At 70.7% G+C, this 21,794-nt stretch carries 15 protein-coding genes; 9 read left to right on the top strand and 6 right to left on the bottom strand.

Going from position 1 to position 21,794, the window contains the following annotated elements; all coding sequences use genetic code 11:
• Positions 1 to 75: 75 nt before the first annotated feature.
• The gene (locus ACFSVL_RS41390; protein WP_182890862.1) at positions 76 to 444 is read right to left on the bottom strand and encodes a helix-turn-helix domain-containing protein; all 369 of its coding nucleotides are present in this window, start codon (positions 442 to 444) and stop codon (positions 76 to 78) included.
• Between the two features lie 92 nt (positions 445 to 536).
• On the opposite strand from ACFSVL_RS41390, the gene pknB reads away from it, so the two are divergent.
• The 5 genes from pknB (at position 537) to ACFSVL_RS41365 (ending at position 6,380) form a co-directional block, all read left to right on the top strand.
• Positions 537 to 2,567: a Stk1 family PASTA domain-containing Ser/Thr kinase gene (gene pknB, locus ACFSVL_RS41385; RefSeq protein WP_378312769.1), complete on the top strand. Its 2,031-nt coding sequence runs from the start codon at positions 537 to 539 to the stop codon at positions 2,565 to 2,567.
• Positions 2,564 to 2,773: a hypothetical protein gene (locus ACFSVL_RS41380; protein WP_378312767.1), complete on the top strand. Its 210-nt coding sequence runs from the start codon at positions 2,564 to 2,566 to the stop codon at positions 2,771 to 2,773. The genes pknB and ACFSVL_RS41380 overlap by 4 nt, the downstream gene beginning before the upstream one ends.
• A 47-nt stretch (positions 2,774 to 2,820) precedes the next feature.
• Positions 2,821 to 4,296, top strand: coding sequence for an SPFH domain-containing protein (locus tag ACFSVL_RS41375; RefSeq protein ID WP_378312765.1), 1,476 nt, complete (start codon positions 2,821 to 2,823; stop codon positions 4,294 to 4,296).
• Entirely contained in the window at positions 4,296 to 4,982 is a 687-nt protein-coding gene (locus ACFSVL_RS41370) for a hypothetical protein (RefSeq protein ID WP_378312764.1), read from the top strand. Before ACFSVL_RS41375 ends, ACFSVL_RS41370 begins: the two co-directional genes overlap by 1 nt.
• A gap of 117 nt (positions 4,983 to 5,099) precedes the next feature.
• On the top strand, positions 5,100 to 6,380 hold the full coding sequence (locus ACFSVL_RS41365; protein WP_378312762.1) for a wax ester/triacylglycerol synthase domain-containing protein: 1,281 nt from the start codon (positions 5,100 to 5,102) through the stop codon (positions 6,378 to 6,380).
• Between the two features lie 45 nt (positions 6,381 to 6,425).
• On the opposite strand, the gene ACFSVL_RS41360 is transcribed toward ACFSVL_RS41365, so the two are convergent.
• Complete coding sequence (locus tag ACFSVL_RS41360) at positions 6,426 to 7,817, bottom strand: class II 3-deoxy-7-phosphoheptulonate synthase (RefSeq protein WP_378312760.1); 1,392 nt, start codon at positions 7,815 to 7,817, stop codon at positions 6,426 to 6,428.
• A gap of 52 nt (positions 7,818 to 7,869) precedes the next feature.
• On the bottom strand, positions 7,870 to 11,046 hold the full coding sequence (locus ACFSVL_RS41355; protein ID WP_378312758.1) for a hypothetical protein: 3,177 nt from the start codon (positions 11,044 to 11,046) through the stop codon (positions 7,870 to 7,872).
• 123 nt (positions 11,047 to 11,169) lie between these two features.
• Here ACFSVL_RS41355 and ACFSVL_RS41350 point away from each other — a divergent pair, with 123 nt between their 5' ends.
• Positions 11,170 to 12,063: an NADP-dependent oxidoreductase gene (locus ACFSVL_RS41350; protein WP_378312757.1), complete on the top strand. Its 894-nt coding sequence runs from the start codon at positions 11,170 to 11,172 to the stop codon at positions 12,061 to 12,063.
• Here the strand turns inward: ACFSVL_RS41350 and ACFSVL_RS41345 are convergent.
• The 3 genes from ACFSVL_RS41345 to gltB all read right to left on the bottom strand — a co-directional run bounded on the left by ACFSVL_RS41345 (position 12,060) and on the right by gltB (position 18,537).
• A complete protein-coding gene (locus ACFSVL_RS41345; RefSeq protein WP_378312755.1) occupies positions 12,060 to 12,431 on the bottom strand; it encodes a MerR family transcriptional regulator in 372 nt (123 codons plus the stop codon). The genes ACFSVL_RS41350 and ACFSVL_RS41345 overlap by 4 nt on opposite strands.
• 63 nt (positions 12,432 to 12,494) lie before the next feature.
• A complete protein-coding gene (locus tag ACFSVL_RS41340) occupies positions 12,495 to 14,003 on the bottom strand; it encodes a glutamate synthase subunit beta (protein WP_378312753.1) in 1,509 nt (502 codons plus the stop codon).
• Entirely contained in the window at positions 13,996 to 18,537 is a 4,542-nt protein-coding gene (gene gltB / locus ACFSVL_RS41335; protein ID WP_378312751.1) for a glutamate synthase large subunit, read from the bottom strand. Before gltB ends, ACFSVL_RS41340 begins: the two co-directional genes overlap by 8 nt.
• A 397-nt stretch (positions 18,538 to 18,934) precedes the next feature.
• Here gltB and ACFSVL_RS41330 point away from each other — a divergent pair, with 397 nt between their 5' ends.
• The 3 genes from ACFSVL_RS41330 to ACFSVL_RS41320 are packed head-to-tail and all read left to right on the top strand — an operon-like array spanning position 18,935 to position 21,768.
• Positions 18,935 to 19,276, top strand: a complete 342-nt coding sequence (locus ACFSVL_RS41330; protein ID WP_378312749.1) for a hypothetical protein — start codon at positions 18,935 to 18,937, stop codon at positions 19,274 to 19,276.
• A 41-nt stretch (positions 19,277 to 19,317) separates the two neighbouring features.
• Positions 19,318 to 20,955 carry a hypothetical protein gene (locus ACFSVL_RS41325; RefSeq protein WP_378312747.1) on the top strand — a complete coding sequence of 546 codons (1,638 nt, stop codon included), beginning with the start codon at positions 19,318 to 19,320 and terminating at the stop codon, positions 20,953 to 20,955.
• Positions 20,956 to 20,970: 15 nt separating this feature from the next.
• The gene (locus tag ACFSVL_RS41320) at positions 20,971 to 21,768 is read left to right on the top strand and encodes a hypothetical protein (protein WP_378312746.1); all 798 of its coding nucleotides are present in this window, start codon (positions 20,971 to 20,973) and stop codon (positions 21,766 to 21,768) included.
• Positions 21,769 to 21,794: the final 26 nt, after the last annotated feature.

Raw genomic sequence — 21,794 nt, 5'->3', positions numbered from 1 at the left:
GCCTTCGGCCTGGGCAGACACGCCTCAATCGCACCAGGAACGCCGTACCCAGCGTTATGGGAAACCGCGGAAAGCCTAGAACGCCATCGCCTGCGCGCGCCGCTTCACCTCGGTGCCGTGGCTGGTGCGCAGCGCGTTGATCGGCGTGCTGCCCGGGAGCGTGTCGTCGGCGGTGAAGAGCCAGCGCAGCATCTCGGTGCGGCTGAACCCGGAGTCGGCGAGCACGGTGATGGTGCCGCCGAGGCCCTTGACGACGCCGTCCTTCACGAAGAAGTCGCCGGGCACGCAGAGTTCGCCCTTGCGCCGGACAGCGATCAGCTCGCCGTCCCGCAGCATCTGGCGCACCTTGTTGGCCGACACCCCCAATGCGGCCGCTACCTCCGGCAACGGCTTGACCGCGACCGCGGCGTCGAGGATGTCGTCGGCGACAGGAATCCCACTCACGCGTGACACTCTGCCACATTCCCCCGTCCGGCCCACTGGTACGCACGGGTGACCCGCCCGCGGGCGCACGGCCTTCCGTACGATTGCCCACCGTGACGCGCACCCAGCCCAGCCTCGTCGGCACCCTGCTCGAACGCCGGTACCGCGTTGACCAGCTGCTGGCCAGAGGCGGGATGTCGGCCGTCTACCGGGGCCTCGACACCCGTCTCGACCGGGCGGTGGCGGTCAAGATCATGGACCCGCGGTTCGCCGACGACCGGTCGTTCGTCGACCGGTTCGTGCGCGAAGCGCGGTCGGCCGCCCAGCTGCACCACCCGAACGTGGTAGCCGTGCACGACCAGGGCTTCGACACCCCGGCCGGCCAGGACACCGGGCTCGCCTTCCTGGTGATGGAGCTGGTCGACGGCGGCACGCTGCGCGACCTGCTGGACGAGCAGGGCCAGCTGGACGTCTCGCTCGCGCTGAGCGTCGCGGAGCCGGTGCTGGCCGCGCTGGCCGCCGCGCACGCCGCCGGGCTCGTGCACCGCGACGTCAAGCCCGAGAACGTGCTCATCGGCCGCAGCGGGCAGCTGGCCGGCGGCGTGGTGAAGGTCGGCGACTTCGGCCTGGTCCGCGCGGTGGCCAGCGCGGGCACCACCAGCTCGAGCGTCATCCTCGGCACCGTCGGCTACCTGGCCCCCGAACAGGTCGCCACCGGCGACACCACGGCCCGCAGCGACGTCTATTCGGCGGGCATCCTGCTGTACGAGATGCTCACCGGCCGGCTGCCCTACACCGGGGACACCGCGATCTCGGTCGCCTACCGGCACGTGAACGACGACGTCCCCCGTCCCAGCGAGCTGCGGCCGGACCTGCCGCCGGTGCTCGACGACCTGATCCTGCGCGCCACCCGCCGCGACCCGGAGCAGCGCCCCGCCGACGCGGGCGAGTTCCTGGCGCAGCTGCAGGCCGCGCGCACCGAACTGGGTCTGCAGCCAGTCGCGGTGCCGGTGCCCCCGCCGCCGGACGGCGACCGGGTGTCCGACGTCGAGCGCACCCTCCCGAACATCCCGGCCGTCCAGCAGGCCCCCCAGACCCCGCAGACCATGCAGACCCTGCCGGTCTCCGGTCCGCGCGGCACGCGCGCCATGACCCGCGCGGTGCCCGTCGCGCCGCGCCCGGACGGACCGCCGCCCGCCGAGCCGCCGCCCGCCGCCGCGCCGGACGAGAAGCCGCGCGACAAGCGCAAGCTGATCGCGCTGGCGATCGCCGGGGTGCTGGTGCTCGGCGGGCTGATCGGCGCGTTCGCGTTCATCCTCAGCGATTCCAAGGCGACGACCACGACCGTGCCGAAGCTCGCCGGGATGACCCAGGCCGAGGCGGGCGACCAGCTGCGCGCGGCGAAGCTGAACCCGCGCTACAGCCAGGAGTTCGACAACACCGTCGACGCCAACAAGGTGATCAAGGTGGACCCGGCCCCTGGCACCACGCTCGACCAGGACGCCACCGTGTCCGTGGTGGTGTCGAAGGGCAAGCCGAAGGTGCCGAACATCCAGGTCGGCACCGCGCTCGACACGGCGACCAAGGCGGTCCAGGAGCAGAAGCTCACCGTCGTCCAGGGCACGCCGGAGTACAGCGACACCGCGCCCAAGGGCACCGTCGTGAGCGTGAGCCCGGCGGCGGGCACTCCGGTGGACGTGGGCGGCCAGGTGACGCTGGTGCTGTCCAAGGGCCCGGAACCGCTGCCGCCGGTGCCGGACGTGACCGGCCGGTCCAAGGACGAGGCGTTCCAGCTCCTCAAGCAGTCCGGATTCGACCCGCAGGACGGCGGCGAGGAGTTCTCGCAGAGCGTGCCCGCGGGCGCGGTCACCCGGACCGATCCTGGCGCGGGTTCGCCGGGCAGCAAGAAGGTCAAGGTCTACGTCTCCAACGCGGTGCAGGTCCCGGACGTGCGCTACCGCACGTTCGACGCCGCCGCACAGGCGCTCAAGGAGGCCGGGCTCGAGGTCGACCGCAAGGGCGGCGACGACGACCACGGGCACGGCCACGGCGGCGGCTTCGACTTCGTCCTGCAGCAGGACCCGGCGCCGGGCTCGTTCGTGCCCAAGGGCACCAAGGTCAAGATCCGGGGGTTCGGCGGATGATCGGGAGCCGAGGCCGCGTCACCGGCACCGTCGGGCCGGGCCTGGTCGGCGAGGTGCTGCTCAGCGTCCGCGGCGGCACCGAGGCGTTCTACGCCTATCCCGCCGAGCCGGACGCCGGTTTCCCCGTCGGAACGCCCGTTCTGGTGGTCGATTTCGAGCCCCCGCGCACGGTCTACGTGGAAAGGTGGCAACCGCTGCGCGCTTGACCGCGTCGCAGTGGTGTCCTGCCATCTGAATACTGCTGCGAGGGGCTATGGAAACCTGGGTCATCGTGGTGATCGCGGTCGTCGCCGTGATCCTGCTGTTCGGTCTGCTGCGGATCCTGTACAAGGTCGCGGAGCCGAACGAGGCGCTCATCATCTCCGGCTGGGGCGTGCGCGTCGAGCGCAGCGAGACCGCCGACAGCCTCGGGTTCAAGATCGTCACCGGCCGGGGCGTGAACGTGCTGCCCGGCTTCCAGACCGCGCGCAGGCTGTCGCTGGACACCCGCGGGGTCAACCTGCAGGTCTCGTGCGTGACGAAGCAGGGCCTCCCGGTCACCGTGCGCGCGGTCGTGATCTACAAGGTCGGCGACGATTTCGCCTCGATCGCCAACGCCGCCCGCCGGTTCCTCGACCAGCAGAAGGGCATGAACGACACCATCCACGAGCTGTTCTCCGGGCATCTGCGGTCGATCGTGGGCGGGCTGACCATCGAGGAGATGATCCACAACCGGGACGCGCTGACCGGCGAGGTCCGCCAGTCGTCGGCGACCGAGATGATCAAGCTCGGGCTGATCGTGGACTCGCTGCAGATCCAGGAGATCGACGACGAGTCCGGCTACATCGTCAACCTCGGCAAACCGCACGCGGCCGCGATCGCCGCCTCCGCGCGGATCGCCGAGGCGCAGCGCGACCAGGAGGCCACCGAGGCCGAGCAGGTCGCCGCGGCGCGCAAGGCGGGCGCGATCCGGGAGAGCCAGATCCAGCAGGCCGGGTACCAGGCCGAGGTGGACCAGGCCAAGGCGAAGGCGAGCCAGTCCGGTCCGCTGGCCGAGGCGACCGCGCGCCAGGAGGTCGTGGTCCAGGAGACGAGGGCCGCCGAACTGGAGGCGGCGCTGTCCGAGCAGCGGCTGCAGTCGCAGGTGCGCAAGCCGGCGGACGCGAAGGCGTACGAAACGCGCACCACGGCCGACGCGGAACGCGACGCGCAGATCGCCCGCGCACAGGCGCAGGCGAAGGAAACCGAGCTGCGGGCGGGCGCGGACGCGACCAGGGTCAAGACCGCGGCGGACGCCGAAGCGCAGGCCACGAAGGCGCGTGCGGAAGCCAGCGCGAGTGCGACAAAGGCCACTGGCGAGGCCGAAGCGGCGGCCGCCAAGGCGAAGGGCCTCGCGGACGCCGAAGCGGCGAAAGCCCAGGGTCTGGCCGAAGCCGAAGCAGCGAAGGCGAAGGGGCTCGCCGAGGCCGAGGCGATCAAGGCGCGCGCGGCCGCACTGGCGGAGAACCAGGAGGCTGTGGTAGCACAACAGCTGGCCGAGCGCTGGCCGGAGATCGTCGAAGCCGGCGCGCAGGCCTTCGGCAATGTCGACCACATGGTGGTCCTGAACGGCGCGGACGGGATGTCGGACATGTTCACCAAGGCGCTCTCGCTCGGCGGCACCGGCCTCGGCCTCGCCCGCCAGCTGATGGACGCCATGGGCACCAAGCAGCCCGAGTCCGACGGCGGCCTCGCCCCTCGCGAGGACTGATGAGCTTCTTCACGGACGGTCCTCGCGAGCGCCCCCTGTTCCCGGTGCGGGAGCAGGAGCTGTTCGGCTACGAGGGCCGTCCGTGGACCGGCCCGCCGACCGACCACATCGTGCCCGCGCTGCTGCCGTGGGCGACGCCGCTGGGCCGCTCCGAACGCACGATCGTGGCGCTGCGCGCGGTCGAGGTCTGGCCGGAGGCGATGACGCTGCGGATCGCGGTGTATTCGCGAGACCGCATGGACGGCGCGCCGCTGATCGCCCACCGGCGCATCCCGGACTACAACTCGCTGCTGGTCGGCGTGCTGTTCCCGGACGGCGGACGGGCCAGCTCGGAAACCGTTTCGGTGCCCAGCGCGGGCGAACCGCACGAGCCGGTGCTGCGCGTCGAGGACGGCGGCGGTTCGGAATTCCGCTACGAGCACGCGGTCTTCGTGTGGCCGCTGCCCAGCGCCGGTCCGCTGAAGGTGATCGTGCAGTGGCTCGACCGCGAGATCCCGGAAACCCACACGAAGCTCGACGGCGGACGGCTGCGCGCGGCGGCGCTCGACGCCAGCGAACTGTGGCCGGGGCTGCCGAAGCGGCCGGGCAACGGCGTCGCGATGCGCCAGATCGCCGCCGACGTGAACGACGCGGCCGCCGGTCCCGGTCTGCCGCAGCGGCAGCCGCGGCGTGCCACGGGTGAGTGAAATTTCGCGGATTTAGCGTCCTGGCAACATAACGGCCGTCCGCCTGTCACACCCGAGTAGTGTCGTTGCTTTCGCCCTCGACATTCGCACTCGACGCCGGACGTTGGAAGGTGGACCATGGCACCTGCCCCGCTCAGCTCGCTCGATGTCGCTTTTCTTTGTCTCTCCAGGGAAACCGCGCCGATGCACATGGGCGTGGCCCTCGTGTTCGCGCCGGACCGGCCGGTCGATCCGGACCGGCTGACCGCGCTGCTCGCGCGGCGCGCGGCGAATATTCCGCCGCTGCGCCGGAAAATCCGCGCCGAGCTGTTTCCGCCGGGGGCCGCGACCTGGGTGGACGACCCGGATTTCCGGGCAGTGAAACACATTCGCCACCACCGGCTCACCACGCTGTACGACCCGGACCCGCTGCCGGAGTTCGCCGCGAGGTGGATCGCCGAACCGCTCGACCCGCACCGTCCGCTGTGGGAACTCACTGTGGTGACGGGCTTTCCGGACGGCGGTTTCGCGGTGTTGCTGAAACTGCACCACGCGCTCACGGACGGAGCAGGCGCTTACGCCGTCACGGTCGGGCTGCTCGACGGAATGCCGTTGCCGGAGCCCGCGCCGTCGATCCCGCGGCCTCGTTCGCCCCTGAGCGCGGTGCGGGAAACGGTGGAGACAGCGGGAATCGCGTCGTCGGTCGTCCGTGCGGCCCGGCCGCCATGCCTCCCGCTGGCCGCGCCCGCCACCGCCGAACGGCGCCTCGGTTTCGCCCGGCTGGCCTCGGCCGATCTTCGCCGGATCCGGCGAACGCACGGCGGCACCACGAACGACGTCGTGCTCGCGGTCCTGTCCGGCGCGTTGCGCGAATGGCTGATGAATCGCGGCATTCGCGCGACCGGGCGGTCCGTGCGCGCGCTGATTCCCGTGAGCGTGCGCGGGAGAGCGGCCGGGCAAACGGGCGGGAACAAGCTTTCCGGCTATTTGTGCGATCTGCCGATCGGAGTGGACGATCCCGTGCGGCGGCTCGCCGAGGTGCGCGCGGCGATGACGCGCAACAAAGCCGCCGGTCCGTCGCGCGGGGCCGGGGCTTTCCCGCTGCTGGCCGACCGGATGCCGCCGGCGCTGCACTGGCTGGGCACGCGGACCGCCGGGCTGGCCGCGCCGCTGCTGTTCGACCTGGTGGTGACGACCGTGCCGATCCCGCCCGCCCGGCATGCGCTCGCCGGTTCGCCGCTGACGCAGGTGTACCCGTTCGTGCCGCTGGCCCCGCGCCAAGCGGTGGGCATCGCGGTGGCGCCCTACCGCGACAGTGTCCACATCGGACTGCAGGCGAACGCGGAGGCGGTGGAGGATCTCGGGTCGTTGCGGGACGCGGTGGCCAAGGCAGCGGCTGAGCTGCTGGACGCGTCGTGAGTGTTTATCCCGGTTCTAACCGGGATAAACACTCACGAGCCGTGGTCAGCCGCGCAGCATCTCCGCGACCAGGAAGGCCAGCTCCAGCGACTGCTGGGTGTTGAGCCGGGGGTCGCACGCGGTCTCGTAGCGGCCGGAGAGGTCGACGTCGGAGATTTCCTGTGCCCCGCCGAGGCATTCGGTGACGTCCTCGCCGGTCAGCTCGACGTGGATGCCGCCGGGGTAGGTGCCGAGCTTGCGGTGCACCTCGAAGAAGCCCTGGACCTCGTCGACGATGCGGTCGAAGTGCCGGGTCTTGTAGCCGGTGGACGACTCGTGCGTGTTCCCGTGCATCGGGTCGCACTGCCAGATGACCTTGTGCCCGGACGATTCGACCTTCTCCACGATCGCGGGCAGCACCTCGCGGACCTTGCCGTTGCCCATCCGGGAGATGAGGGTGAGCCGCCCCGGCTCGCTGCGCGGGTCGAGCCGTTCGACGTACTCGAGCGCTTGCTCGGGCGTGGTCGTCGGGCCGATCTTGAGCCCGATCGGGTTCGACAGCAGTTCGGCGAACGCGATGTGCGCGCCGTCCAGCTGCCGGGTGCGCTCGCCGATCCACAGGAAGTGCGAGGACAGGTTGTACAGCTTCGGGTTCGCCGCGTCGGCCTGGTCCATCCGCAGCATCGCGCGCTCGTAGTCGAGCAGCAGCGCCTCGTGGCTGGCGAAGATCTCGGTGTACTGCAGGGAGGAGTCGGTGACGCCGCAGGCGTTCATGAACCGCAGGCCGCGGTCGATCTCGGCGGCGAGCGCCTCGTACCGCTCCCCCGCGGGCGAGGAGGACACGAAGTCCTTGTTCCAGTCGTGTACCTGGTGCAGGTCGGCCATGCCGGCCCCGGTGAGCGCGCGGACCAGGTTCATCGCCGCGCCCGCGTTCGCGTAGGCGCGGATCATCCGGCCCGGGTCCGGCACCCGCAGCTCCGGCTTGGCGACGAGCGAGTTGATGATGTCGCCCCGGTAGACCGGCAGCCCGAGCGCGTCGGTGCCGGACGAGCGCGGCTTCGCGTACTGGCCCGCGATCCGGCCGACCTTCACCACCGGCAGGCTGGCCCCGTAGGTGAGCACGACGGCCATCTGCAGCAGCGTGCGCAGATTCGCCCGGATGTGCGGTTCGGTGTTGGACTCGAACGTCTCCGCGCAGTCCCCGCCCTGCAGCAGGAACGCCTCGCCGCGGGCCACCATGGCGAGCCGGCTCTTCAACCGGTCGATCTCGGCGGGCACGGTGATCGGCGGCACGCTCTCCAGCACGCCCCGCACCCGCTTGGCCAGCGCGACGTCCGGCCACTCCGGCTGCTGCGCGGCGGGCAGCGACAAGGCGGCGTCGAGGCGGTCCCGCAGCTCAGGAGGCAACGGCGGCAGCTCGGGGAGAGTGTCTACGGGAACGTCGACTGTCCAGTTCACGCGTCTCAGGATAGGGTCTGCCGGGTTTGCCCGGGCCGTCGGGCGGCGAGGGTCACGCGTCCGGGTCTTCTTGCCGGTAGAGGGCGCCGAAGCGGTCGGCTACGTCCAGGAGACCGGCGAGTTCTTCGGTGTCCAGGGCGGGGACGATTACGGACCAGTGGTCGAGGCGGACGGCTTCGGCGAGGATGCGGCGGCGTTCGTCCGGCGGGGCGGCGGCGGAGATTTCGACCAGGAGACGGGCGCGGTCCTGGTCCCGCTCGACCAGCCGTGCTTGCCCGAGCGCCCGGGGCAGGTCGTGTTTGGCGAGTTCGGGCAGGAACGCGAGGACATGCCGCTCGCGTTCCTGATCGTCTTCGACGCTCGCGAGGACAGCTTCGGCCTGGTCGAGATACCCGGCGGCGGCCAGGCCCCGGACGAGAATCCGCCGGGCTTCGGGCACGTATCCGCACAGTTCGAGTGCCGCGGCCACTTCGCCCCGGGCCGCCAGACACGCCATCCCTTGCTCAACCGCCGAACCTAAGCCAGCCTCTTCCTTCGGAAAACCAGCGACCAGCTCGACGACCTCGTCGGGCTCGCCTACCGCGGCCATCATCACGATCGCCGCGCGCAAGTCGTGCCAAACGTAATCCCGGTTCTCGGGTGCCGTCGTTATCCCGCTTCGCACGTACCCGGCGATCCGGGCCAGCGCGGCGTGGTCGCCGGCCAGCCGAAGCCGGCCGGCGAGCGACGTCACGGGTTCCCGCATCGCCGGCCAGTAGGCGACGCCGCAGATCAGTTTCTCCGCGATCCGCGGATCTCCCCGTTCGGCGAGAAGGTTCGCCAGCGACTTGATTTCCGCCAGCCCTTGCCACTCCGGCTGCGCCAGAGAGGCGAGCACCTCGGCTCGGCGCACGTCGCCAGCCGCCACGACCGTCTTGGTCAGAGCGCTGATCGCCGCCGCCGCGCGCAAGTCGTGCGGCGGACGGCGCGTCAGCGCTTCCGCCCGCTCCGCGGCCTGCCGCGCGAGGTCCCGGTCCCCCGCCGCCAGCAGAGCGTCCGCCAGTATCACGAACCGGCGCGCGTCGTTTTGCAGTTCGAGAGCCGACTGGCGGGCGGAAAGGCGCTGGGCCGTCCGGTGGAAAGCGCGGTCGGCCTCGCCCGCGGCGACGAGCGCCTGGACAAACGGGGCTGTCATCGCGGTCCGGACGAACGGATTGGTCATCGAGTCCAGTACCGCGGGAATGTCCGCCAGCCTGCCCGTCGCGGCCAGAAACTCGATCAGGACGGGGACGAACCGGTGCTCGCGGTCCGCCTCGGAGAATCTCGCGCCGATCGCTCCAGCTGCACCAGCCGGGTCGTCCGACGCCGCCAGTTCGGCGGTGATGTCGAGATGGAACAGCACTCCGGCCGCGCCACGCTCCTGTGCCAGCGCGCGAGCCCGGTCCGCCTCCCCGCGCCGGGCGAGCCGCTGCGCCAGCTCCGCGAAGGTTTCGCAGCGGCGCACCTCGTGCGTCATGACACCGGCCAGCTCGACTGCCGCGTCCAGGTCGTCGGCAGCCAGCGCCAATTCCCGGAGCGTCCGGTCCCGAAGGTCTTCGCGGGAAACCTCCCCCGCCAGCTGCCCGGCCCTGGAGAAGTCCGATTCGCGGACGGCGGTCACCGCGGCGATCCGCCTGCGTTGGTCCGCGCTGACCCGGTCGGCGATCCTCGCGGCCGCCGCGGGCTTCCCGCCGTGCACCAACGTTACGGCGGCTTCCGCGAGCAGGACGTCGCGCAGGTCCGGGTCGTGCTCGTCCTCGGCCAGTCGCTCAGCGCGATCGGACTGTCCGGTGTGGGCGAGTTCCCTGGCCAGCTCGAGCAGCGCTGGCGTGCGCGACCAGCGATCGGTCATGGACTGCGCCAGAGCCACGGCGTGGTCGAACTGCCCCAGCGCGGCCCACACCGCGGGCAACCGCACCGGCGTGATCTTGTTGCGGTCTCGGAAGTTGTCCCGGTAGGTGTCGAGCGTGATCAGCCGGACCAGATCGGGTTCGCCGGACGAGAGCAGAGCCGTGCGGGCCGCGTCCAGTTCGCCCATCGCGGCCAGTTCGCCGCCGGACACGTCCAGCAGGCGTTCGTGCCGGGCCGGGTCTCCCGCCAGGTCCGCGAGAACCGCCGCGTCGCCGCTCTCCTGGACCAGCCGGAAGTACCCGCGCAGCAGGAATTGCGGGGTGTCCGGCGGCCAGCCCGCCGAGCGGTGTCCGGCGGCCCATGCGTCGATCGCCTCGCGATAGCGGGACAGGTCGCCGCCGAAGGCTTCAACAGCCTCGCGTTGCAGGTTTTCGTGGCCCAGCAAGAAGATCTCCGGTGCCTCGCGCGGCCGCCAATGCGCCGGGCGGCGGGTGAACGAGCGGCTCGCCACGCTGTTCAGGACCCGCTCGACATCTCGCGGGCGCCGCTGGGTCAACTGCGCCAGATCGTCGCTGCTGAGACCTCCTCGGGCCGCGACCAGGAAGCCCAACAGGTCCTTTTGGTCTTGGAGCAGCGCGTCGAGTTCGCGCTCCATATCGGCCTTCGCCGCGACAGCCGCGGGCGAAGGTGCGAGGGAACGCTCGATGCCAGGCGTCCGCAGAGGATGGTCGGAGCGCACGTCGGGTGGTACATCGGGATTGAGACGGCTCGCGACGATCACGCGCAGGCCATGCTGGGGGAACGGCAGGAGTGCCGCGATGCTGTGGCCGCCGGAGCTTGCGCCGCGATCCTCGTCGAGCCCGTCTACGACTAGCACTAACCGTTCGCCGCGGGCTCGGCAGTGTGCGGCGGCCTCAGAGAAAACCGCATTGAGGTTTCGGGCTTCGGGATCCTTCGCGGCACCGAGGACTTCGGCCAATTGCTCTTGGACAACGTCCACAAACGCTTCGCGAGTGTCGTCGCCGAGAGAACGCGCCGTGACGAAGAACGACACCACCCGCACTCCCTCAGGCGGTGACAACACGAATGACGCCATCAAGGCCGACTTGCCCGTCCAAGGAGCCGCGCGCCACCACACGTACGAAGGAGCATCGTCCGGAGCAGTGCAGAACCGGGCCAGCTCGGCCAGTTCAGGTTCGCGGCCGATGAGCTGTTCCGGCGCCACCTGGCGCACCCACTGCCGGTACCGCGACCGGGCGGGCGGCGAGGCAAACACGACCGAGTCCGCGTGGCCCACCTGCACGACCTTGCCCGTGACCGGGCCGAGGACCTGGTTCGTGATCCGCACGTCGTCGTCCACCTGGAGTCCCCCTCCGACGGTTCAAGTTTCCCACGATCCGTGTCGCACCGGTCACATCGGATGGAAGTTGACACCGGTGTCAACACCTAGCGTCGGTCTCGAATCGACCGCGATGGAGGAGTAATGGGCACTGCCTTGGGATATCGGGCGTTCGGCACCGCCGAGGTCCAGGAGTTCTTCGACCGGCCAGACCCGGCGCCTGGCCCCGGAGAGGTTCTCGTGCGCGTCGCGGCAGCGGGGGTGAATCCGCTCGATCACCTGCTGCGGTCCGGGCACGTTCCCGACCTGAACGGGCATCTGCCGTTTCCCCAGGTGCTCGGGATGGAAGCGGTGGGGACGGTGCTCGCGACCGGGAAGGACGTAACCGGGCTGGACGTCGGCGACCGGGTCACCGGGTTCGCGTTGACTGGGGCGGGCACGTACGCGGAGACGACGCTGCTGCTCGGCGAGTCCACCGCGCGTATCCCGGACACGCTGCCGTGGACCTGGGCGGCGACCATTCCCGTCGCGGGCACCACCGCGCTGGACGTGCTCGACCAGCTCGACCTGGAAGAGGGCGCGTCGCTGCTGGTGAACGGGATCGGGGGCGGAGTCGGCATCGCGGTGGCGCAGCTCTCGCGGGATCGGGGGCTGGTCGTGACGGGCACCGGCAGCACGGCCAAGCGGGATCTCGCGACGAAGTACGGGGCGGCGTTCGTCGACTACACGGCAGGCAGCGTCGTGGGCCGGTTCGACGCCATCGTCGACACCGTCGGCGGCGAATCCTTGCGCACAGTCGCGCCGTTGGCGGGAAAGCTCGTCTCGGTCGGAGACCAGTCGGTGACCGAACTCGGCGGGGAGTTCGTCCATCGTCGCCTTGACCGGGCAAGTCTGGAACGGGTCGCTGAGCTGATGGCCGACGGGCGGCTCGATCCGCACATCACGGAGACCTATCCGCTCGCACGGGCGCAGGAGGCGTTGGCGCTCGTCGAGTCCCGCCACGCGGCGGGAAAGCTAGTGATCGACCTGAGCCGCTAGCACGAGCTGCCCTCGCCCCGCCGGTATCGGGCGTTCGCTTCGATCAGGACGTCGAGGGCGTCCCGGGCCTCGACGCGGCGGGCGATGTCGGCGGTCAGCCGGTCCCGCTCCCCCACCATCGTGGTGAAAGCGTCTTCGATGACGGCCTCGTCGTCGCTGTGCACGCAGGGCAGCAGACGGGCGATCACCTTGCTGGGCAAGCCCGCGTCGAACAGCCGGCGGATGAGTTCGACGCGTTCGACCTCGGTCGCCGGGTAGTGCCGCTGCCCGCCGGCCGAGCGCGTGCTCTGCATCAGGCCCTGCTGCTCGTAGTACCGCAGCGAGCGGGTGCTGACCCCGGTCCGCCGGGCTAGTTCGCCGATCCGCACGACATCCAGCTTAAAGAAACGGGCCCCGGCGCGCCGTTGCGCCGGGGCCCGAGCCAGGGGGAATCACACCACCGCGAGCGGCAGTGCGGTCGGGTGCACGGGGGCGGGCAGGTCCGAGTCTCCGGTCAGGAAGGTGTCCACCGCGGCGGCCACCGAGCGGCCTTCGGCGATGGCCCACACCACCAGCGAAGCGCCGCGGTGGGCGTCGCCGCAGACGAAGACGCCGGGGGTTTCCGTCTGCCAGTCCGCACCGCACGACAGGGTGCCGCGGCGGGTCAGCGTGAGGTCGAGGCCCTCCAGCAGCGGCATTTCCTCCACGCCTTCGAAGCCGATCGCCAGCAGCACCAGGTCCGCGGGCAGCGTTTCGACCTCTTCGGTGACCGGGATGACCTCGCGGCGGCCGGTTTCCGGGTCCTTCCGCACGCGGACTTCCTGCAGTTCCACGGCTTTCACGTGTCCGTCGCCGTCGTCGACGAAGCGCTTCACGGCCACGGCGAACTTCCGCTCGCCCGCTTCCTCGTGCGCCGGGTAGGTGCGCAGGATGTACGGCCAGGTCGGCCACGGCGACCGCTCGTCGTCGCGGGTCTGCGGCGGCGTCGGGTACTGGTCGAGCTGGGTGACCGACAGCGCGCCCTGGCGGGTCGCGGTGCCGTAGGAGTCCGCGCCGGTGTCGCCGCCGCCGATGATCACGACGTGCTTGCCGTTCGCGTCGACCGGGGACGGGCCGTCGCCCTCCACGAACTTGTTGGCGGGCACCAGGTGTTCCATCGCCAGGTGGATGCCGTGCAGCGATCGGCCCGGCGTGGTGCGGTCGTCCCGGCCGCGCAGGGCGCCGACGGCGAGGACCACCGCGTCGTACTGCGCGCGCAGGTCTTCCACCGTCAGGTCGACGCCGACCTCGCAGCCGGTGACGAACTTCGTGCCCTCCTTGCGCAGCTGCGCGAGCCGCCGGTCGAGGACCTTCTTCTCCATTTTGAACTCGGGAATGCCGTACCGCAGCAGGCCGCCGAGCCGGTCGTCGCGTTCGAAGACGGTGACCTCGTGGCCCGCGCGGGTCAGCTGCTGCGCCGCGGCGAGCCCGGCCGGACCGGAGCCGACGACGGCCACCTTGCGGCCCGAGGACACCTCGGCCGGCTGCGGCTGCACGTACCCGGCTTCCCACGACTGCGCCGCGATCGTCTCCTCGACGCGCTTGATCGCCACCGGCCCGCCGGACAGCGGCGAGATCGACAGCACGCAGCCCGCCTCGCACGGCGCGGGGCACAGCTTTCCGGTGAATTCCGGGAAATTGTTGGTGGCGTGCAAGCGATCGCTGGCCGCCGCCCAGTCGCCGCGGCGGACGAGGTCGTTCCACTCCGGGATCAGGTTGCCCAGCGGACAGCCAGAACCGCCGGAGTGGCAGAACGGGATGCCGCAGTCCATGCACCGCGACGCCTGCGTGCGCACCTGCTCGTTGCGCTCGTCCGGCGCGACGTCCGCGTAGACCTCGCCCCACGAGGAAAGCCGTTCCTCGTAGGACTTCTTCTTCGGCTCTTGCCGTTCGTGCTTCAGAAAACCGGTGGGGTCAGCCACGAGCCGCCTCCATGATCGCTTCGTCGACGTCGCGGCCCGCGGCGCGCGCCGCCTTCGCCGCATCGAGGACCCGCTGGTAGTCGCGCGGCATCACCTTGGTGAACGCCGCCGAGCGCCGGGTCCAGTCGCCGAGCAGCGACGCGGCCACGGCCGAGCGGGTGAGGTCGTGGTGCTGCTGCACGATCTGCTTGAGCCAGGCCAGGTCCTCCGGGTCCGGCGGAAGCAGATCGACCATGTCCTGGTTGACCTTCGCGCGGTCCAGGTCGAGCACGAACGCGCTGCCGCCGGACATCCCGGCCGCCAGGTTCCGCCCGGTCGGGCCGAGCACCACCGCGCGGCCGCCGGTCATGTACTCGAACGCGTGGTCTCCCACGCCTTCGGCCACGACCGTCGCGCCGGAGTTGCGTACGCAGAACCGTTCGCCGACCTGCCCGCGCAGGAACAGCTCGCCGGACGTCGCGCCGTAGGCCAGCGTGTTGCCCGCGATCGTCTGCTGTTCGGCGGCGAACCTCGCGTCCGGATGCGGGCGGACCACGATCCGGCCGCCGGACAGGCCCTTGCCGACGTAGTCGTTCGCGTCGCCGACCATCTCCAGCGTGATGCCGCGCGGCAGGAACGCGCCGAGCGACTGCCCGGCCGAACCGGTGAGCAGCACGTGGATCGTGCCTTCCGGCAGGCCCTCGCCGCCGTAGCGGCGGGTGATCTCCGAGCCCAGCAGCGTGCCGACGGTGCGGTTCACGTTGCGCACCGGCAGCTCCAAACGCACCGGATGCGCGTCCTCCAGCGCCGCCTCGGCGAGCTGGATGAGCGTGCGGTCGAGCGCGTGCGCCAGGCCGTGGTCCTGCTCGCGCACGCGCCGCTTCGCACCGCCGTACGGCGTGTCCGCGGGCATGTCGAAGACCGGACTGAGGTCGAGCCCGGAGGCCTTCCAGTGCTGCACGGCCTCGTCGGTGTCGAGCATCTCGGCGTGCCCGATCGCCTCGTCGAGCGTGCGGAAACCCAGCTGTGCCAAGGTTTCCCGCACCTCTTCGGCGACGAACTCGAAGTACCGCACCACGTGGTCGGCCTGCCCGGTGTAGCGCTTGCGCAGCTCCGGGCTCTGCGTGGCGACACCGACCGGGCACGTGTCGAGGTGACAGACGCGCATCATGATGCAGCCCGCCACGACCAGCGGAGCCGTCGCGAAACCGTACTCCTCGGCACCGAGCAGCGCGGCGATCACGACGTCGCGGCCGGTCTTCATCGCACCGTCCACCTGCACCGTGATCCGGTCGCGCAAACCGTTGAGCAGCAACGTCTGCTGCGTTTCGGCGAGCCCGATCTCCCACGGCGTGCCGGCGTGCTTGAGCGAGTTCATCGGCGACGCGCCGGTGCCGCCGTCGTGCCCGGAGATCAGCACGACGTCCGCGTGCGCCTTGGACACGCCCGCCGCGACCGTGCCGACGCCCAGCGAGGACACCAGCTTCACGTGGATGCGGGCCTGCTCGTTGGCGTTCTTGAGGTCGTGGATCAGCTGCGCCAGGTCCTCGATGGAGTAAATGTCGTGGTGCGGCGGCGGCGAAATCAGCCCGACGCCCGGCGTCGAATGCCGCGTGCGCGCGATCCACGGGTACACCTTGTTGGGCGGCAGCTGCCCGCCCTCGCCCGGCTTCGCGCCCTGCGCCATCTTGATCTGGATGTCGTCGGCGTTGACCAGGTACTCGCTCGTGACGCCGAACCGGCCCGACGCGACCTGCTTGATCGCGCTGCGCCGCTGCGGGTCGTACAGCCGCTCCGGGTCCTCGCCGCCCTCGCCGGTGTTGGACCGGCCGCCGATCCGGTTCATCGCGATGGCAAGGGTTTCGTGCGCCTCGGCCGAAATCGAGCCGTATGACATCGCCCCGGTGTTGAACCGGCGCAGGATCGCCGATGCGGGCTCGACCTCGTCCAGCGGGATCGGCTCGCGCGCGCCGTCGCGGAACCTGAACAGCCCGCGCAGCGTGCCGCCCTCGCGGTAGAGCCGGTGCACCTCTTCGGTGTACTGGCGGTACACCTCGTCGCGCCCGGTCTTCGACGCGTGCTGCAGCAGGAACACCGTCTCCGGCGTGAACAGGTGCAGCTCGCCCTCGCGGCGGTACGCGTACTCGCCGCCGGTGTCCAGTCCGCGGTGGACCCGGTCGGTCGGGTTCTCCGGGTACGCCCGGCGGTGCCGCACCGCGACCTCTTCGGCGAGCACGTCCAGCCCGACGCCGCCGAGCTTCGACGAGGTCCCGGTGAAGTACTCGTCGAGCAGTTCCTGGCTCAGCCCAAGGGATTCGAACACCTGCGCCGCGGTGTACGCGCCGACGGTGGAGATGCCCATTTTGGACATGATCTTCAGGACGCCCTTGACGAGCGCCTGCACGTAGCTGCGGATCGCCTTGGCAGGCTCGATTCCGGTGATCGCGCCCTGGCTGATCATGTCTTCGATGGTTTCGAAGGCCAGGTACGGGTTCACCGCCGCCGCGCCGTAGCCGAGCAGCAGCGCGATGTGGTGCACCTCGCGGGCGTCGCCGGTCTCCACGACCAGCGCGACGCGCAGCCGTTCCTTGGTGCGCACGAGATGGTGGTGCACCGCGGAAACCAGAAGCAGCGACGGGATCGGGGCCATCCGGTGGTCGGAGTCGCGGTCGGACAGCACGAGCGTGCGCGCGCCGCCGGCGATCGCCTCGGACGCGTCGCGCCGCACCCGTTCGATCGCCGCCGCCAGCGCGTCCGGCCCGCCGTCCACTTCGTACAGTCCGGAAAGGACGCTGCAGGCGAAACCGGGCAGATCGCCGTCGTCGTTGATGTGGATGAGCTTGGCCAGCTCGTCGTTGTCGATCACCGGGTACGGCAGGTTCAGGTGCCGGCACGACGCGGGCCCCGGCGCGAGCAGATTGCGCTCCGGGCCCATGATCCGGCTCATCGACGTGACGAGCTCCTCGCGGATCGCGTCCAGCGGCGGGTTGGTGACCTGCGCGAAGTTCTGCTTGAAGTAGTCGTACAGCAGCCGGGACCGCTTGGACAGCACGGCGACCGGGGTGTCCGAACCCATCGACCCGATCGGCTCGGCCCCATTGGCGGCCATCGGCGCGAGCAGGATCTTCAGTTCTTCTTCGGTGTAGCCGAAAGCGAGCTGGCGGCGCAGCACCGAATCGTGGCTCTGCACCACGTGGTCGCGGTCGGGCAGCTCGGCGATCTTGAGCAGCCCGGCGTGCAGCCAGTCGCTGTACTGCTGCTTGCGCGCCAGGGCGGACTTGACCTCTTCGTCGTCCACGATCCGGCCCGCGGCGGTGTCCACGAGGAACATCCGGCCGGGCTGCAGCCGTCCCTTCGCGACGACGTTTTCCGGGGCCACGTCGAGCACTCCGGCCTCGCTGGCCAGCACCACGCGGTCGTCGGCGGTACGCCACCAGCGCGCCGGGCGCAGGCCGTTGCGGTCGAGCACCGCGCCGACGAGCGTGCCGTCGGTGAAGGTGACGCACGCCGGGCCGTCCCACGGCTCCATCAGGCTGGCGTGGAACTGGTAGAAAGCGCGCCGTTCCGGGTCCATCGAGGTGTGGTTCTCCCACGCCTCCGGGATCATCATCAGCACCGCGTGCGGCAGCGAACGGCCCGCGAGATGCAGCAGCTCCAGCACCTCGTCGAAGGACGCCGAGTCCGACGCGTCGGCCGAGCAGACCGGGTACAGCCGCGAGAGATCGCCCGGGAGCAGATCGGATTCGAGCAGCGCCTCGCGGGCGCGCATGCGGTTGCGGTTGCCGCGGATCGTGTTGATCTCGCCGTTGTGCGCCACGAACCGGAACGGGTGCGCGAGCGGCCACGACGGGAAAGTGTTGGTGGAGAACCGGGAGTGCACGAGCGCGATCGCGCTGGTGAGCCGGGAATCGCGCAGGTCGGGGAAGAACCGGGGCAGCTGCTCGGGCGTGAGCATGCCTTTGTAGACGATCGTGCGCGCGGACAGCGACGGGAAGTACGTGCCGCAGCCGGAAGCGAGGCTCTCGTGCTCGACCCGCTTGCGCAGGCAGAACGCCAGCCGGTCCAGCTCCAGGCCGGTTTCGCCGTGCGGGGACGACACGAACAGCATCGCGAAGTGCGGCATCACCGAACGCGCGGTCGGCCCGATCTCCGCGCCCTCGGTGTCCACCGGAACCTCGCGCCAGCCAAGGACAGTGAGCCCTTCCTCGGCGGCGATCCGTTCGGTGAGGCCGATCGCCTTGCGGCGCTGCTCGTCCTCGGCGGGCAGGAACGCGATCCCGGCGGCGAACGCGCCGGCGGCCGGCAGCGGGAAACCCGCCTCGGCGCGCAGCAGTTCGTCGGGCAGTTGCAGGAGGATCCCGGCGCCGTCGCCGCTCGTGGGCTCGGCTCCCGCGGCACCGCGGTGGTCGAGATTCGTGAGCGCGGCGAGACCGTCGGTGACGATGCCGTGCGTACGGCGGCCCTGGACGTCGGCGACCATGGCGACGCCGCAGGAATCCTGCTCGGTGTCCGGGTCGTACAGACCCTGCTTGCCGGGGATGGCGGAGAAGATCATGGAAAAGGGACCTCCTTCGTCGTTTCGTGCGGTGGCCGGCGAACCGGCCGCGGGGAGCGCACGGGACGACGATGGCCCGCTTGTTAGCGCGACTTTAACACCTGGGAAACACCCCAGCAGCGCCTCGGAGCTCCCCGAACGGGGAAGAACGGTAACGATCCGGCAGCGCGGAACGACATAGTTCCTGATGGGTTCCCGATGCTTCGGTCCGCGAAGCATAAGCCCCCGGACGGCCCCGCGCACCTGTCACGTGACGCAGTCGATGCGCCCGCTTCGTCCCCTTCGCCCGATCTTCCCAGGTAATCGCACAAATTTCCGGGAACCGCCCACACTCGGTGATCGTCGGTTGCCATAGTGTTCGGCAACCGAAAAGCTCACGGGGAGGGCGGTTTCTTTCATGTCCGGCATAGAAGTCGACGTCGAGACGATGAACCAGTACGCCGAGGTGCTCGACAGCCTCCACGAGAAGATCAGCAAGATCAACGACTACATGCGCTCCACCGCGTGCGACACGTCCGGGTTCACCGGCCTGTTCGTGGTGCTGCAGCCGGTCGTGCAGCTGGTCGGGAACCTGTACGGCGGCACGCTCGACTTCGGCCATTCGCGGCTGACCTCGCTCTCGGAAGGGGTCAAGCAGGCGGCACAGGCCTACGAGCACCACGACTCGAATTCCGCGCAGCTGCTCAAGCAGTTCGTCGACAAGTTCGACGGCATCGATTCCGGGAGCGGCAAGGCCTGATGCGCACCGGCACCGCACAGTTCTGACGAGGGGGAGAAGACATGGCACGGCACGGCGGCGGGCACGGCGGAGGCCACCACTCCGGGGGAAGCGGGACGACGCATCCGCCGTCCCGCCCGGGCGGCAGCCACTCCGGGGGGAACCAGCATCCCGGCGGCACCGGCGGAAACCAGCATCCGGGCGGGAACCAGCCCGGCGGCAACCAGCACCCGGGCGGCAACCAGCATCCCGGCGGCAACGGCCCGGACGGGCGCCGTCCGTCCGGAGGGGACGACCAGACGCATCCGAGCGGCTCCGGCGGCGACGGCCGGGACGGTCGTGATGGCCGGGATGGTCGCGACGGTCGGGATGGCCAGGACGGCGGCGACGAAGGCGGCAACGGCCGGGGCCGCGGCAATGAGGACGGCGGCGACGGCAATGGCCGCGACCGCGGCAACGAGGGCGGCGACGAGGGTTCCGGCGGCGAAGGCGGAGAGGGCAGCGAAGGCGGCGAGGGAGGCGGCGAAGGCGGCTCCGGCAGCGAGGGCGGCGGCAACGGCGGAGAGGGCGGCACCGGGGGTTCGGGCGGCGAGCCCGGCGGCGCCGGCGCGACCGGCGACTTCGACCGCGGCGATTCGATCACCGAGCTGCTGCAGCCGCCGGAGGACACGTCCGGCGAGGACGTCCAGGCGCTGGTGCAGGACGCCGGCGTCGAGGTGATGGCCGTCGAGTGGGTGTACCAGAAGTTCACCGGCACCACGCTCACCCAGCAGTTCATCCAGCCGCTCACCGGCGATTTCTCGAAGATGTCGGCCGACGCCGAGGCGTGGCGCAACATCTCCGAGGCGATGAAGGCGTTCTCCGAGGTGATGGTCGCCAACGAGAAGACCGTCAGCGATTCCTGGCACGGCACGGCTTCCCTGCAGCACAAGGCCTACGTGCAGGCCGGATGGCGGGCCGGGCTGGCCGCCGAGGCCGGGATCGCGTCGCTGATCGCCAAGGGCTTCGACCTGCTGGCGGACACGTCGAAGAAGCTCGCGGCCAAGGCGCTGGACCTGCTGAAGAGCCTCATCGACCGGCTGCTGGTGATGGCCGCCGAGGCGTGCATCCCGATCGCGGGCTGGATCGCCGACGCGATCACTGCGCTGTCCGAACTGATCCCGCTGATCAACGCCCTGATCTCGATCATCGAGATGATCCAGGACATCATCACGAAGGTCCAGGACATCTGGAACTCGATCAAGGACATCGGGTCGCAGCTGCAGAAGATCAAGGACGTCGGCAGCATCGGCGATCTCGCCGACATCGCCAAGAACATCGGCGGCGACATCGGCGACATCAAGGACAACGCCCAGGGCATCGGCCAGGACGCCAAGGACGCCGTGCAGGCGGGCAAGGACGGCGTCAACGAGTCGCGCCAGCAGCACGAGGACAACCGGCGCGCACGCGAAGGCGGGGACGACGAGGGCGGCGACACCCGGTCGTCCGGGGACGAGGGCAGCAGCAACCGCCGCTCCGGCGACGACGGCGACCGGTCGCCGGGTTCGAACCAGCGGTCCGAACCGGACGGGCCGCAGCACCAGCCCCCGCGGAACCAGCAGAACCACCAGCCGGCGCAGAACCACCAGCCCCCGGACCACCAGCCGTCCCATCCGCACCGTCGCTCGGCGAGCGGCCGGATCCACGGCCGCATCGACTAAGAAGGAAGTGCCGAGATGTCCCAGCCCACGACCGCGGACGACTCGTGGAAGACGCCGGAGCTGCGGGAGGCCGAGGCCTCGCTCGACCGGGCCGTCCGCAAATCCCAGCAGCTGCTGAAGGACCTGGAGAAGATCAAGCTCCGCCCGCTGCCCAAGACCGACACCCCGGAACGGATCGAGGCGATCAAGCGGGCCGCCTCGCGCCCGGACGCGCCCGCCCAGCTGCGGCTGATCAAGCGGAAGGTGGACGCGGGCGAACTGTCCTGGGAGGACGTCGCCGCGGGCCGGGCCTTCGCCGACCCGGAGGTCCGCGCCCTCGCCGACGAAAAGCTCAGCGAGGCCAAGGACATCCTCGAGGAGCTGGAGGAGGGCCAGACCCCCGAGGAGATCCTCGAGGCGCGCACCGGCGGCGCCGGGAACCCGTTGGCGGACAACGGCCGTTCGACGTACCAGGACACGCCGGACAAGCCCGCCGGCTACTCCGCCGAAGACCCGCTGGCGAGCAGCGCCCGGCCGCGGCCCCCGGCTCCGCCCGAGCCGGAACCGTCCGGGTACTCGAACGAGAATCCGCTCGCCGAACGGACTCCGCCCCCAGCGCCGCCGCGCGAAGAACCGCCTGCCCCGCCGGCTCCGCCTCGCCATCGCGCGCCGGAACCGGAGCCGGAGGACGACTTCGCCGACCCGCTGGCCGACCGGGGCGACCGGAAGCGGCCCGCTCCCCCGTCGTCCCCGCCGCCGTCGTCCGGCCGCCGTGCCCGCCGCCAGGACTCCGGCGATGACGACGACTACTTCGGCGGCTCATTCCTCGGCTAGCCGCTGCTCCTCGGCTAGCCGACGTC

Source organism: Amycolatopsis silviterrae, from assembly GCF_042684085.1.
GTDB classification, from domain to species: Bacteria; Actinomycetota; Actinomycetes; order Mycobacteriales; family Pseudonocardiaceae; genus Amycolatopsis; species Amycolatopsis silviterrae.
The sequence above is the reverse complement of the archived record's forward strand: the minus strand, read 5'-3'. Positions and strand labels throughout refer to the sequence as shown.